Source organism: Segatella copri, assembly GCF_003465495.1.
In the GTDB taxonomy this organism is placed as follows: domain Bacteria; phylum Bacteroidota; class Bacteroidia; order Bacteroidales; family Bacteroidaceae; genus Prevotella; species Prevotella copri_G.
In genome coordinates, this window is the sequence record NZ_QSAV01000003.1 from 49,887 (window position 1) to 64,523 (window position 14,637).

Below are 14,637 nucleotides of genomic sequence, written 5' to 3' on the forward strand. Positions count from 1 at the left end.
CCCACTTCATTTACACCAACCGTTCCGAATAGCTATGGGACTTTGATTTGTATAGCAATCTAATCCACGGTCATATGCCTTGTATGAAGTTTCTGTACGTTAGGTCAGATGTTTGCCGCCGGCTTCTTTCAGATTCCAACTCATGATGGACACCCTTGCCATTGGCTAGGTAATTCCCGCTATTAGGGCTTACTAGGGACTTGCACCCATTAGACAATGCTCATGCCGAGCATACTATAAACAAAGAGGGTGTGTCATGTTTTATGACACACCCTCTTATTATTTTAATATATTCTAGGACCGAAGATGGTAGTACCTACACGAACCATCGTGCTGCCGTGCTTGACGGCAATATGATAATCGTGACTCATACCCCAGCTACGCTCGCAGAAAGCATCATCATCAGCAAAATATCTGGCCTTTATCTCATCAAAGAACCGGGCAGCCTCATCAAACTCCTGAGCAATCTGCTGCTCATCGTCTGTATTAGATGCCATCATCATGATGCCACAAATCTGCACATGCTTCATCTCCCGCCATTCGCCAGCCTCCAGAAGTTCGCGGCAAGCATCAAGAGAAAGACCCGATTTGGTATCTTCCTCAGCCAGATGAAGTTCCAGAAGAACCTTCACCACACGATTGTGCTTGGCAGCCTGCTTCTCAATCTCCTTGAGAAGTTTCAGACTGTCTACCGATTCAATCATCGAGATATAAGGTGCGATATACTTCACCTTATTGGTCTGCAGATGACCAATGAAATGCCACTCGATGTCCTCAGGCAGCGAAGCCACCTTCTTGGCGAGTTCCTGCTCATGACTCTCGCCGAAGATACGCTGTCCTTCAGCATAAGCCTCCTCGATATACTCGTTGGGATGGAACTTGCTGATAGCAACGAGACGGACACCGGCAGGCAAGCTGCCCAGCACCTCATTGAGATTTCCTTTTACATCATACATAGTTCAATTATTTTTGCTCCTCGTATTCAGGCACATCATTCTTCTCCTCTTTCTTCTCGTTAGGAGCATGGTGCTCAAATACATCCATCAGTTTGGTTTCGTTCAAACCAACCACATCATAATCTATCATGGTCTTGCCCATCACCTCATCAATATAACGGAGGGCACGGGCGAGAGACTTAGCCTGAACAAGATAGGTAACATTGCTGCGCTTCTCCTTCTCACTCTTCTCATCAATTGTAATGAACTGGAGTTTAGCCTTATACCACTTATCATCATCATCCACATCGCTGAAGAAGATTTCGCCGTAGCCAGCCTTGCCGATACCGCTCACCTTCAACTCGCCGCTTACATAAACCGACATCTCATCGATGATGGCGCTCTCAGCCTCGGTAAAGCTCAAAGCATCTACTACGTATGCTTCAGAAACAACCTTTTCTGAACCATCCTCCATTGTCTTCTGATATTTCACTTTGGTCTCAAACCATGTACTTGTTCTACTTCTCATATTTTCTTCTTACTTATTTTAATTAATTAGTATAATCTTATAACAATTCTTGAAATTAAGTGCAAAGTTATAAAAAAGAAAGCAAAGAGCGACATATTTAAAGAGTTTTTAATCAAAAAATAAAATTTAACCGAAAGTTATTCTCAATTCTCATCTAATTTTCTTATCTTTGCAGCCGAATAGCGTAAATTGAAAAGACCAGAAGGTCATAGAATTCAATTTTCGACACGGATAATTAATAGAAAGAAACAATATTTTAAGATGCCAGAAATATCTGTACGCGGTCTTGAAATGCCAGAGTCACCTATCAGAAAGTTGGCTCCTCTGGCTGCCGCAGCAAAAAAACGTGGAGTAAAGGTATATCACCTCAACATCGGTCAGCCTGACCTTCCAACTCCTCAATGTGGCCTAGATGCCTTGAAGCATATAGACCGCACGGTCTTGGAGTATTCTCCAAGTCAGGGCTATCTCAGCTATCGCGAGAAGCTTGTAGATTACTATAAGAAATTCAACATCAACGTAACTGCCGATGATATCATCATTACATCGGGAGGTTCTGAGGCTGTACTCTTCTCTTTCATGAGCTGCCTCAACCCTGGCGACGAGATTATCGTACCAGAACCTGCTTACGCTAACTATATGGCATTTGCCATCTCGGCAGGTGCGAAGATCCGTACCATCGCCACAACGATAGAAGAAGGTTTCTCCCTGCCTAAGGTGGAGAAGTTTGAGGAGCTGATCAATGAGCGCACCCGTGCCATTCTGATCTGCAACCCTAACAACCCTACGGGCTATCTCTATACCCGCAGAGAGATGAATCAGATTCGTGACCTGGTGAAGAAGTACGACCTCTATCTCTTCTCTGATGAGGTTTACCGTGAGTATATCTATACCGGCAGTCCTTATATCAGTGCGATGCACCTGGAAGGCATCGAGCAGAACACGGTTCTCATCGATTCTGTTTCGAAGCGTTACAGTGAGTGCGGTATCCGTGTGGGTGCCCTCATCACCAAGAATGCAGAAATCCGCAAGGCGGTGATGAAGTTCTGCCAGGCCCGTCTCTCTCCTCCACTGATCGGTCAGATTGTAGCCGAAGCTTCTCTGGACGCTCCTGAAGAGTACTACCGCGATGTATACGATGAGTATGTAGAGCGCCGTAAGTGCCTGATAGACGGCTTGAACCGCATTCCGGGCGTATACTCTCCTATTCCTATGGGAGCCTTCTATACCGTAGCCAAACTGCCTATCGATGATTCAGAAAAGTTCTGCCGCTGGTGTCTGGAGGAATTCAACTACGAGGGCGAAACCATCATGATGGCTCCAGCCTCCGGTTTCTATACGACTCCTGGAGCCGGCCACAATCAGGTTCGTGTAGCTTACGTCTTGAAGAAACACGATCTGGAGCGTGCTTTGGTGGTTCTGGGTAAGGCACTTGAGGCTTATCCGGGAAGAGTGGAAGACGAAGGACTGTAAGAAAGTGAAGAACGAAGAGTGAAGAATACAACAGCTTCACTAATCATAAAGTTCAAAGATCAAAATTCAAAGTAAAGATGAATTTTCCTCTATTTATAGCAAAGAGATTATATAGCGATCAGGGCGATAAACGTAAAGTTTCTCGCCCTGCTATTCATATAGCCACTGCAGGTGTTGCTATCGGACTCGCCATTATGATTATGTCGGTATGCGTAGTGCTCGGATTCAAGCATACCATACGTGACAAGGTAATAGGATTCGGAAGCCATATACAGGTGGCCGACTTCATGACGCTGCAGCAGCAAAACCAGTATCCGGTGGTTATGAACGACTCGATGGTCAACGTACTGAAAAAGATACCTGGCGTAAAACATGTGCAGAAATTTGCCATGAAAGAGGGAATCCTGAAGACGGACAGCGATTTCCTGGGCGTCATGTTCAAAGGTGTAGGGCCTGATTTTGATTCTACCTTTATCCATCAGAACATGATCGAAGGCAGCATCCCTAAGTTTGATGACAAAGCGAGTCATAACCAGATTCTCATCTCACAGCTGATGGCTGGTAAGCTGAAACTGAAGACGGGAGAACGCATCTTTGCCTACTTCTTTGATGACAACGGAGTGCGTATGCGCCGCTTCACCATCAAGGGTATCTATCAGACCAACCTGAAGAAGTATGATGAGGTAATGGTATACACCGATCTCTATACTGCCGTGAAGCTGAACGGATGGGAAGAAGACCAGACGAGCGGTGCAGAACTGACAGTAAACGACTTCAACAAGCTCAACGAGACTGAAGATTATATTATTAATAAGGTGAACCGCACGGTAGATCACTATGGAGAAACCTACAGCAGTTCTACCATCAAGGACCTGAATCCAAACATCTTCCAATGGCTGAGCCTGATGGATCTGAATGTCTGGATTATTCTCGGTCTGATGCTGATAGTAGCCGGCGTCACCATGATCAGCGGTCTGCTCATCATCATTCTGGAACGCACCTCCATGATAGGCGTAATGAAGGCATTGGGTGCTCGCAACAAGACCATCCGCCACACCTTCCTGTGGTTTGCCGTCTTCATCATCGGCAAGGGTATGCTTCTGGGCAACGCCATCGCCCTCGGCATTCTTACCCTCCAGTACTTTACAGGCATCATCAAACTCGATGCACAGACCTATTATGTAAGTACCGTTCCGGTAGAATTCAACTGGCTTGCCATCATAGCCCTGAACATTGCTACGCTGCTGATAAGTATCTTCATGCTCGTAGCACCAAGCTACCTGATTTCTCACATCCATCCAGCCAAATCAATGAGATATGAGTAAAATACAGTCTATAACACCACAATATGTAGACTAAAAAGGAAAAAAACTAATTATTTTATGTAGTTTTTGAAAATAGTGCACATTTTATTTTGCAGTGTGCACTATTTTCATTATCTTTGCACAAAATTTTGTAAATTGTGCAATGAATTCAATACCAAGTTTTAACTCGTATATTGAGAACAGCATTATCAAGAATTGGAATCTGGATGCGCTCACCGATTACAAGGGCGCAACCCTCCAATATCACGATATTGCCAGAAAGATTGAGAAGCTACACATCCTGTTCGAAAACAGCGATGTAAAGAAGGGCGACAAGATTGCCGTCTGCGGAAGAAATAGTAGCCAGTGGGCAGTAGCCTTCCTGGCCATTATTACTTACGGAGCCATTGTCGTACCTATACAGAACGAATTTAAGCCTGAGCAGATTCACAACATCGTGAACCACAGCGAAAGCAAACTTCTGTTCGTTGGTGACGTGGTAGCTACAGAGATAACACCAGAGGAGATGCCTTCGCTGGAAGGAATCATCTATCTTCCGGACAATTCGCTTGTCATCTCGCGCTCTGAGAAACTGACTTATGCGCGCGAGAACCTCAATGCAATGTTCGGACACAGATATCCTAAGTATTTCAGACCAGAACACGTGAAGTATCACGTAGACGATCCTGAAGAACTGGCGATGATCAACTATACCAGTGGAACTACCGGTTTCTCAAAAGGTGTGATGCTCCCATACAGAGCACTTTGGGGTAATCTTGACTACCTCATTGATTCAGTGAAACCAAATATAGGTAAGAACTGCAACATCCTTTCTACCCTTCCGATGGCTCACATGTATGGACTCATGACAGAATTTCTCTTCAATATAGTATTGGGTAACCATATCTTCTTCCTTACCCGTCTGCCGAGCCCAACGCTCATCTCAGAGGCGTTGTCAGAAATCAAGCCAGACATCCTCTATGCGGTGCCGCTTGTAGTAGACAAGATTGTAAGAAAGGCAGTATTCCCACATATCCAAACCAACCGTGCACGACTGCTGATGAACATGCCTGTCATCAATAAGCGCATCAAGGAGAAGGTTCGCGAGTTTGTATTGAGAAAGTTTGGCGAACGTCCTTACGAGGTTGTTGTGGGTGGTGCTCCGCTCAACAAGGAGATAGAGAACTTCTTCATCAGCGTAGGTTTCCCTATCGCAATGGGATATGGTACCACTGAGACTGCTCCACTTATCACCTTTGCCCATCAGGACAACTATGTGGCAGGAAGCTGTGGTGTTGCCGTGAAGCACATGGAGGTAAAGATTTTGAGCGATGACCCGGAGAACGTAGCCGGTGAACTGGTTTGCCGCGGCATCAATGTGATGAAGGGCTATTACAAGAACCAGGAGGCAACAGATGCCGTAATAGATAAAGACGGATGGTTCCATACAGGCGATCTGGCAACGATGGACGCCGACGGACATATCTTCATAAGAGGCAGAAGCAAGAACATGCTGCTGGGACCTAACGGACAGAACATCTATCCGGAAGAGATTGAGGACAAGCTCAACTCCATGGCTATGGTCAACGAGAGCATCGTAATACAGAGCGATGACAAGCTGGTAGCTCTAGTTCATCCGGATATGGAAGAAGTTAACAACCTCGGCTTTACAGACGAAGACCTGGAGAACATCATGGAGCAGAACCGCAAGGAACTGAACATGCAGATACCTAGCTTCGCAAAGGTGTCACGCATCAAACTTCATAATCAGGAATTTGAAAAGACAGCCAAGAAGTCTATCAAGCGTTACCTCTATCAGAACGCAATCTAGAGACAGGCCCTATCTGCTGACAGACCATCAGCAGATAAGGTCTATCATCAGCAAACGGACTTCAGTACGAGAAAAATATAAAAAAGCAAATCGTTAAATAACAAGAATATGGAGATTCCAAGTTTTAACGCACTAATCCAAAAGAGCATCGTAGACCATTGGGATATGGATGCTCTGACAGACTACAAGGGAGCAACCTTGCAGTACCATGATGTAGCACGCAAAATTGAGAAGCTACACATCATGTTTGAGAACTCTGGTGTAGTAAAGGGCGACAAGATAGCACTTTGCGGTCGAAATAGCGCAAACTGGGCTGTAGCATTCCTTGCTACCCTTACCTATGGTGCCATTGCCGTACCTATCCTGCATGAATTCATGCCAGACCAGATTCACAACATCGTAAACCACAGCGATGCCAAACTGCTCTTTGTGGGTGATGTTGTAGCTACACAGATTGATGCAACGAAGATGCCAGATCTTGAAGGCATCATCTATATACCGGATTATTCACTTGTCGTTTCACGTACCGACAAGTTGACTTATGCGCGCGAACACCTCAACGAGATGTTCGGTATCAAATATCCTAAGTACTTCCGCAAAAACCATGTCAACTACTATATGGAACAGAATCCGGATGAGTTGGCTATGATCAACTATACCAGCGGAACTACCGGTTTCTCCAAGGGAGTAATGGTTCCATACCGTGCACTCTGGGGCAATGCAGATTTTGCTGAGGACGTACTGGGTAAGAAGATCAAGCCGGGAGATTCTATCATCAGTATCCTGCCGATGGCCCACATGTACGGCATGGCGTTTGAATTTATCTTCGAATTCATCAAGGGCTGCCACATCTTCTATCTCACCCGCATCCCTAGTCCAGCCATCATTGCCGAGGCATTCGGCCGCATCAAGCCAGCCGTCATCATATCTGTACCTCTGGTTATCGAGAAGATTATCCGCAAGAAGGTATTCCCTAAGATCCAGAACAACCGCATGCGTATGCTGCTCCACATGCCTGTGATCAGCAAGAAGGTGAAGGAGAAGATATGCGACCAGGTATCCAATGCCTTCGGTGGCAACTTCTACGAGGTGATTATTGGTGGTGCAGCCTTTAACCAGGAAGTGGAAAGTTTCCTCCATAGCGTAGGTTTCAAATATACCGTGGGATATGGCGCAACAGAATGTGCCCCTATCATCTGCTACGAGGATTACAAAAACTTCGTACCGGGCTCTTGCGGTAAGGCTGCCCTCCACATGATGGTCCGCATCGACAGTCCTGATCCAGAGAATGTACCAGGCGAAATCCTTGCCAAGGGTCCTAACGTAATGTTGGGTTACTATAAGAATGAGGAAGCTACCAAGCAGACCATCGACGAGAACGGATGGTATCATACAGGCGACCTCGGAACCATGGATGGTGACGGCAACGTCTTCATCAAGGGTCGTAGCAAGAACATGCTGCTCGGCGCAAACGGTCAGAATATCTACCCTGAGGAGATTGAGGATAAGCTCAACTCTTTGGCACTGGTAGCAGAAAGCGTGGTTGTACAGAAGGGCGACAAGCTCATTGCTCTGGTTCACCCAGACTATGATGAAGCTCAGACCCTGAATCTCGGTACCAACGAACTGGCAGATGTCATGGAGCAGAACCGCCAGGAGCTCAACACCATGATTCCTGCTTACAGCAAAGTATCAGAAATACGTATACATGAAGATGAGTTTGAAAAAACTCCTAAGAAGAGCATCAAGCGATTCCTCTATACGGCAGAGTAAAGTAAGAGGGTGACAGGCTCGCAAATCCGCTAGACGTTTCTCCTGTTCCGCCTTACGGACTCGCGAACCTGTATTATGAAATAAAAAAATGGTGTGACTTCGGTTTTGAAGTCACACCATTTTTTATAAATTATAAATTATAATATAGTATTCGAGCGGATTCTGGACAGCGTTTCCGGAGTCATCTGCAGATAACTTGCGATATAGGTGAGCGGAGCACGCAGAACCACCTGTGGGCTCATTTCGCACAAGCGCTTATATTTATTAGGTGCCGACTCAAATCGCATCAGATCGGCATGAATCTGAGACTGAATCAAACTCTCTTCCAATATTTTACGATAAAGCATCTGGATATTAACATTACGCATAGCAGCCGCCTCCAGCTTCTTCTTCGGTAGCATATACACCAGAGTAGGCTCCAAAGCTTCTACCTGCAAGCGTGTAGGCTCTTCCTTAAAGAGGCTCTCAATGCACATAAAGATGGAATGATCCACACCCAGATGTTCGGTCACCTCCTTGCCATTCTTAAAGTAAAATTGGCGCACCAATCCCTTCTCGATGTACGAGATACCCATGCACTGTTCACCTTCAGGCAAGATCATCTCGCCCTTGCCATACTTGATAGGCTCAAGGATATCTTCCACCACATCGAGTTCATCATGAGTCATCGTACTATATTTACGCGCCAGTTCGCGCGCAATATCACGCTTAGGGGTGATTACTTTAAAGTCTGCCATAATACTTAACCTCCTTTTCCTTTATACTTATATTAATTAGTCGAGTTTGAGCACAGCCAGGAAAGCTTTCTGTGGAACTTCCACATTACCAATCTGCTTCATGCGCTTCTTACCCTTCTTCTGCTTCTCAAGCAACTTGCGCTTACGGCTCACGTCACCACCATAACATTTGGCAGTAACATCCTTGCGCACCTGCTTAACAGTCTCACGTGCCACAATCTTGGCACCGATAGCTGCCTGGATAGCAATATCGAACTGCTGACGAGGTATGAGATCCTTCAACTTCTCGCACATTCTGCGGCCGAAGCTCACAGAGTTATCGCGGTGAGTCAAAGTACTCAATGCATCTACAGGCTCTCCATTCAACAGGATATCGAGCTTCACCAGGTCGGAATGACGGAATGAATCGATATGATAGTCGAACGAAGCATATCCCTTGGAGATACTCTTCAGCTTGTCATAGAAGTCGATGACGATTTCTCCCAATGGCAACATGAAGTGGAGCTCTACACGGTTTCCACTCACATATTCCTGATTGATGAGTTCGCCTCGTTTATCCAGACAGAGTTTCATGATTGGTCCAATATAATTGGTAGCCGTAATGATGGTTGCCCGGATATATGGTTCCTCAATATGGTCTATCAGCGTTGGGTCTGGCAATCCGGAAGGATTGTGAACCTCTTTCACACCGCCCTGCTTGTCGTATACCATATAAGATACGTTAGGTACGGTAGTGATGACATCCATATTAAACTCACGGTCCAGTCTCTCCTGTACGATTTCCATGTGGAGCAATCCGAGGAATCCGCAACGGAAACCGAAGCCCAAAGCCACAGAACTCTCTGGCGAGAAAGTCAATGAAGCATCATTGAGCTGCAGTTTTTCGAGCGATGCACGCAGATTCTCGTAATCGCTAGGATCGATAGGATAAACACCGGCAAAGACCATAGGTTTCACTTCCTGGAAACCCGCAATCGCCTTGTCGCAAGGACGGGCGATATGGGTAATGGTATCACCCACCTTTACCTCGGTAGCATTCTTGATGCCCGAGATGATATAACCTACCTCACCGGTCCCCAATTCCTGGCGTGGAATCATATCCATCTTCAATACACCGATTTCATCAGCATCATATTCCATGCCGGTATTGAAGAACTTCACCTTATCTCCCTTACGGATCACGCCATTCTCTATCTTGAAATAGGCGATGATACCGCGGAAAGAGTTGAATACAGAGTCGAAAATCAAAGCCTGAAGCGGTGCCTTCTCGTCTCCTACCGGAGCAGGAACACGATTAACAACAGCTTCCAGTATATCTTCTACACCCTCACCGGTCTTACCTGAAGCACGGAGAATATCTTCATGCTTACAACCGATCAGGTCTACAATTTCATCTTCTACCTCTTCAGGCATAGCTGAAGGCATATCTATCTTATTGATTACCGGAATAATCTCCAGGTCGTGTTCGATAGCCATATAGAGGTTTGAAATGGTCTGTGCCTGAACGCCTTGAGTTGCGTCAACAACCAGCAGTGCTCCCTCGCAAGCAGCGATGGAACGGGAAACTTCGTATGAGAAGTCAACATGTCCCGGAGTATCGATAAGATTCAGGATATAGGTCTGTCCATCCTTTGCCTTATATTCCATTTGGATAGCGTGACTCTTGATCGTGATACCACGTTCTCTTTCCAAATCCATATCGTCAAGCATCTGTCCTTCAGTAATCTTGATGGTCTGAGTCTTCTCCAGAAGTCGGTCTGCCAAGGTACTTTTACCATGGTCTATATGTGCAATAATGCAGAAATTTCTTATTTTATTTATATTCTCCATATAATTTTCTCTCTTTAGAGTGCAAAGATAGTATTTTTTTTCGTATCTTTGCACAAAATATTGAAAATAATAGAGATTTTTAGATAAAATATAGAAAAATCATGAAGAAAAAGTTGATTTACATCGGTATTTTTGCTTCTTTGCTCGTTTCTTGTACAGAAAGTCTGGAGGACAAAGCGGCTCGTGAAGCCAAGGAATATACTGAAAAGTACTGTCCTACTCCATACGTCAACGACGCCAGGACTGACAGTGCTGCATTTGATAAAACCAAGAAGATATATACATACTATATCTCTTTGAGAAACAAGGCAGATAACAAGAAGGCGATTGATGCCAACAAGGATAAACTCCATAAGATTCAGAAGGAAGCCCTGGACAACAACCCTGGCCTGAAGAAATATAAGGAAGAGCATTTCACCTTCCGTTTCGTATATCATTCGGCTAAGAACCCGAAGGAGGTGTTGCTGGATGATACCTTCAAGTATTAGAAAAGACACGGAGTACCAGTAGTAGAAAAGGCACGGATCACACGGATTTATAAATACGCTTTATTTATATAGCGCTATAAATCCGTGTAATCCGTGCCTAAAATACTCTTAATATCCCATTTCCTGCAAAGCTGTCGCCAACTGGTCTGGACAGCTTGTAGGCTTATTGCCACAAGTGATACCCTTCAGTCGGGCGATGACCTCCTTTGCCTTCATGCCTTTAATCAAAGCACAAACGCCCTTGGTATTGCCATCGCAGCCTCCGATGAACTGGGCATCCTGCACATTTCCATCTTCATCTATACTGATGCAGATGTATTTTGAGCAGGTGCCATGAGTCTGATAAGTTACCTTCTGCAACTTATCCTGTTTGTCTTGCTGCAACATAATGCTTATTCTGCGTCTGCAGGAATTTCTGGCTTCATGTTGGTATATACAGTCTGAACATCGTCAAACTCTTCCAACTTCTCAACCATCTTGTCGATAGTTTCGCGCTCCTCAGGAGTTACATCCTTCAAATCGTTAGGGATGTAAGTGAACTCAGCACCAGTTACCTCGAAACCCTCTGCCTCCAGATGCTTCTGAATTTCGCCGAAGCTTGTAGGAGCACCATAGATTGTGATTTCGTTGTTCTCCTCATCCTCATCAAACTCATCTTCTACGCCGTAGTCAATCAGGTCGAGAATCATCTCATCCATATCCAGACCTTCCTTCTTCTTGAATGTGAACACAGCCTTGTGGTCGAAGAGGAAAGACAGAGAACCTGTTGTACCCAAGTTTCCGCTGAACTTATTGAAGATAGAACGAACGTCAGCAACAGTACGTGTAGTGTTGTCTGTCAGCGTATCAACGAAGACAGCCACTCCGTGAGGGCCATATCCCTCGTATGTTACTTCCTTGTAATCGCTGGTATCCTTGCCACAAGCGTTCTTGATGGCACGAGCGATGTTATCCTTAGGCATGTTCTCACGCTTACAGTTAGCGATGATAGCACGCAATGATGGGTTGTTCTCTGGTTCTGGACCGCCTGCCTTCACAGCAATAGCAATCTGCTTACCCAACTTAGTAAATGTCTTGGCCATGTGGCCCCATCTTTTCAGCTTTGTAGCTTTACGATATTCAAATGCTCTTCCCATTGGAATAAAATTTTAAATGTTTATCGTTTGTTTATAATATTATCTTAATTCTGCACTGAGCACCTTCTGCATTATCTCAATTCTGCATTGAGCTTGCCTGTAAGGTTGGCTATGAGTTTCTTCATGATAGCATCTATCTGCTTGTCATTCAGAGTCTTCTCCTCATCCTGCAGGATGAAGTTAACGGCATAACTCTTCTTGCCCTCTGGCAAATGCTCACCCTCGTAAACATCGAAGAGAACAACGCTCTTCAGGAGTTTCTTCTCTGTCTGGCGGGCAATCTGCTCAATCTGAGCGAACTCTACATTCTTGTCTACGAGCAATGCAAGGTCGCGGCTAACTGAAGGATACTTGCTGATGTCGGTGTAAGTAAGGTTCACCTTCTTCACTGCCTTCATCAGGTTATCCCAGTGGATATCAGCATAGAATACATCCTGCTCAATATCGAATGCCTTCTTCAACTTCAGGCTCAGGATACCCAGTTCTACCAATACCTTACCGGCACGGGTCTCGTAACTTACGCCCTTAGAGAAGATGTTATTGTCGCTGTGCTTGATAACCACGTTGTTCTGTGGCATACCCACACGGCGGAGAATATTCTCTACCACAGCCTTCAGCTCGTAGATATTGCTCTGCTCATCAGCATGAGCCCAACTGCCCTCTACGCGCTTACCGGTGATGAAGAGTGACATGTGAGCCTCCTGAGAGTAAGCCTTGATAGGACTCTCCTCGCTCCACTTCTCCTTATTATATATATAGGTGTTACCCACCTCAAAGAACTTCAGGTTCTGGCTCTTATGGTTGATGTTGCGAACCACGCTCTCTAAACCACCGAACAGCATCGTCTGGCGCATCACACCGAGATCAGCACTCAATGGGTTCATCACCTTCACGGTTGTCTCGTTAGGATACTTGTTGAGGTCGAAGTCGGTATAGTAGCTAGCCTTGCTCAGAGAGTTGTTGAGAATCTCCATGAAGCCCTCGCCTACCAGCTGCTCAGCCACGAGGTTCTGGCTGTGATAAGCCTTGTCCTCATCGCCCTGTACAGTCAGGGAGCTCTTCAACTGGGTTGGAATCTCCACATTATTATATCCGTAGATACGGAGAATATCCTCTACCACGTCGCAAGGACGCTGAACGTCTACACGATAAGCAGGAACCAAGAGGTCGATGCCCTCAGCATCCTCCTTCACAATCTTCATCTCGAGAGATGTGGCAATGTTCTTGATGGTTTCAGCACCAATCTCCTTACCGATGAGGCGATGCGCATACTCATAGTTCAGGCGAACTGGGAAATCCTGCATTGGCTCTGGATATACATCCCTGATCTGCATGGAAATCTTGCCGCCAGCCAACTGCTTACAGAGGATGGCAGCCTGCTTCAATGCATAAATCTGTCCGTTTGGATCTACACCACGCTCGAAACGGTAGCTGGCATCTGTGCTCAAACCATGACGGCGAGCGCTCTTGCGGATCCATGTAGGATGGAAGTAAGCACTCTCCAAGACTACATCCTTGGTTGTCTCGTAAGTACCAGAACCCTTACCGCCGAAGATACCGGCGATACACATAGGCTCCTCAGCATTGCAGATGCTCAGGTCGTGCTCACCCAAGGTATGCTCCTCGCCATCGAGAGTAACAAACTTGGTGCCCTCTGGCTGGGTACGAACTACAATCTTATGACCGGTAACCATGTCTGCATCGAAGCAGTGCAATGGCTGGCCGTATGCCATCATGATGTAGTTGGTGATATCCACGATATTGTTGATAGGGCGCAAGCCAATGATGTTCAGCTTATCCTGCAACCACTTAGGGCTTTCCTTCACCTCACAACCGGTGATGCTTACACAGGCATAACGCTTGCAAGCCTCAGTATTCTGGATTTCAACATCGATAGGAAGATCCTCGTTGTCTACCACAAACTCATCGCAAGATGGGCGATGCAAGCTTGTCTTGTAGCCATTCTGCTTCAACCAGGCATACAGGTCGCGGGCTACACCCCAGTGGCCCAGCGCATCAGCACGGTTGGCTGTGATATCAATCTCGATGAGCCAGTCGCTCTCCAGATGGTAATATTCAGCAGCAGGCTGACCTACCGGAGCATCTTCAGGGAGTACGATGATGCCGTCGTGAGAAGTACCTACACCAATCTCATCCTCAGCACAAATCATACCCAAACTCTCTACACCGCGGAGCTTGCTCTTCTTGATGGTAAAACTCTGGTCGCCATCGTAAAGCACGCAGCCCAAATCAGCCACGATAACCTTCTGACCTGCAGCAACGTTAGGAGCACCACAGACAATCTGCTGAGGTTCACCCTTACCCAAGTCAACGGTTGTAACATGGAGGTGATCACTATTAGGATGCTCCTCGCATGTCAATACTTTACCAACATAGAGACCTTTCAGTCCGCCCTTGACAGACTGAACTTCTTCCAAAGCGTCAACTTCGAGTCCGCAAGAGGTCAACGCGTCCGCAGTCTCCTGTGGTGTCAAATCGAAATCGACGTATTCTTTAAGCCATTTGTATGAAACGTTCATTATAATGATTTTTTATTTTATTTCTATTTTGAAAACCCGAAGAAACATCATTCGGGCTATG

Annotated in this window: 12 protein-coding genes; 5 read left to right on the forward strand and 7 right to left on the reverse strand. The window is 45.8% G+C overall.

The window, feature by feature from the left end; all coding sequences use genetic code 11:
- Nucleotides 1-284 precede the first annotated feature (284 nt).
- Nucleotides 285-956: a YggS family pyridoxal phosphate-dependent enzyme gene (locus DWV53_RS01375; RefSeq protein WP_118151133.1), complete on the reverse strand. Its 672-nt coding sequence runs from the start codon at nt 954-956 to the stop codon at nt 285-287.
- A gap of 7 nt (nt 957-963) precedes the next feature.
- Nucleotides 964-1,464, reverse strand: coding sequence for a DUF4494 domain-containing protein (locus tag DWV53_RS01380; RefSeq protein ID WP_118079131.1), 501 nt, complete (start codon nt 1,462-1,464; stop codon nt 964-966).
- Nucleotides 1,465-1,725: 261 nt separating this feature from the next.
- Between DWV53_RS01380 and DWV53_RS01385 the strand changes: the two genes are divergently transcribed.
- From DWV53_RS01385 to DWV53_RS01400, 4 genes are all read left to right on the forward strand, one after another.
- Nucleotides 1,726-2,937 carry a pyridoxal phosphate-dependent aminotransferase gene (locus DWV53_RS01385; RefSeq protein ID WP_006846964.1) on the forward strand — a complete coding sequence of 404 codons (1,212 nt, stop codon included), beginning with the start codon at nt 1,726-1,728 and terminating at the stop codon, nt 2,935-2,937.
- A 77-nt stretch (nt 2,938-3,014) separates the two neighbouring features.
- On the forward strand, nt 3,015-4,262 hold the full coding sequence (locus DWV53_RS01390) for an ABC transporter permease (RefSeq protein WP_118151135.1): 1,248 nt from the start codon (nt 3,015-3,017) through the stop codon (nt 4,260-4,262).
- 142 nt (nt 4,263-4,404) lie between these two features.
- The gene (locus DWV53_RS01395; RefSeq protein WP_118151137.1) at nt 4,405-6,072 is read left to right on the forward strand and encodes an AMP-binding protein; all 1,668 of its coding nucleotides are present in this window, start codon (nt 4,405-4,407) and stop codon (nt 6,070-6,072) included.
- Between the two features lie 108 nt (nt 6,073-6,180).
- On the forward strand, nt 6,181-7,845 hold the full coding sequence (locus DWV53_RS01400) for an AMP-binding protein (protein ID WP_118151139.1): 1,665 nt from the start codon (nt 6,181-6,183) through the stop codon (nt 7,843-7,845).
- Nucleotides 7,846-7,982: 137 nt separating this feature from the next.
- Here the strand turns inward: DWV53_RS01400 and DWV53_RS01405 are convergent, their stop codons facing one another.
- Complete coding sequence (locus DWV53_RS01405) at nt 7,983-8,582, reverse strand: Crp/Fnr family transcriptional regulator (protein ID WP_118151140.1); 600 nt, start codon at nt 8,580-8,582, stop codon at nt 7,983-7,985.
- Between the two features lie 36 nt (nt 8,583-8,618).
- The gene (gene lepA / locus DWV53_RS01410) at nt 8,619-10,412 is read right to left on the reverse strand and encodes a translation elongation factor 4 (protein WP_118079136.1); all 1,794 of its coding nucleotides are present in this window, start codon (nt 10,410-10,412) and stop codon (nt 8,619-8,621) included.
- Between the two features lie 101 nt (nt 10,413-10,513).
- On the opposite strand from lepA, the gene DWV53_RS01415 reads away from it, so the two are divergent.
- The gene (locus DWV53_RS01415; RefSeq protein WP_006846970.1) at nt 10,514-10,900 is read left to right on the forward strand and encodes a hypothetical protein; all 387 of its coding nucleotides are present in this window, start codon (nt 10,514-10,516) and stop codon (nt 10,898-10,900) included.
- Between the two features lie 108 nt (nt 10,901-11,008).
- On the opposite strand, the gene DWV53_RS01420 is transcribed toward DWV53_RS01415, so the two are convergent.
- The 3 genes from DWV53_RS01420 to pheT all read right to left on the reverse strand — a co-directional run bounded on the left by DWV53_RS01420 (nt 11,009) and on the right by pheT (nt 14,576).
- Nucleotides 11,009-11,287 carry a TIGR03905 family TSCPD domain-containing protein gene (locus DWV53_RS01420; protein WP_006846971.1) on the reverse strand — a complete coding sequence of 93 codons (279 nt, stop codon included), beginning with the start codon at nt 11,285-11,287 and terminating at the stop codon, nt 11,009-11,011.
- A 5-nt stretch (nt 11,288-11,292) separates the two neighbouring features.
- Nucleotides 11,293-12,036: a YebC/PmpR family DNA-binding transcriptional regulator gene (locus DWV53_RS01425; protein WP_022120814.1), complete on the reverse strand. Its 744-nt coding sequence runs from the start codon at nt 12,034-12,036 to the stop codon at nt 11,293-11,295.
- A 71-nt stretch (nt 12,037-12,107) separates the two neighbouring features.
- Complete coding sequence (gene pheT / locus DWV53_RS01430; RefSeq protein WP_118151142.1) at nt 12,108-14,576, reverse strand: phenylalanine--tRNA ligase subunit beta; 2,469 nt, start codon at nt 14,574-14,576, stop codon at nt 12,108-12,110.
- Nucleotides 14,577-14,637 lie beyond the last annotated feature (61 nt).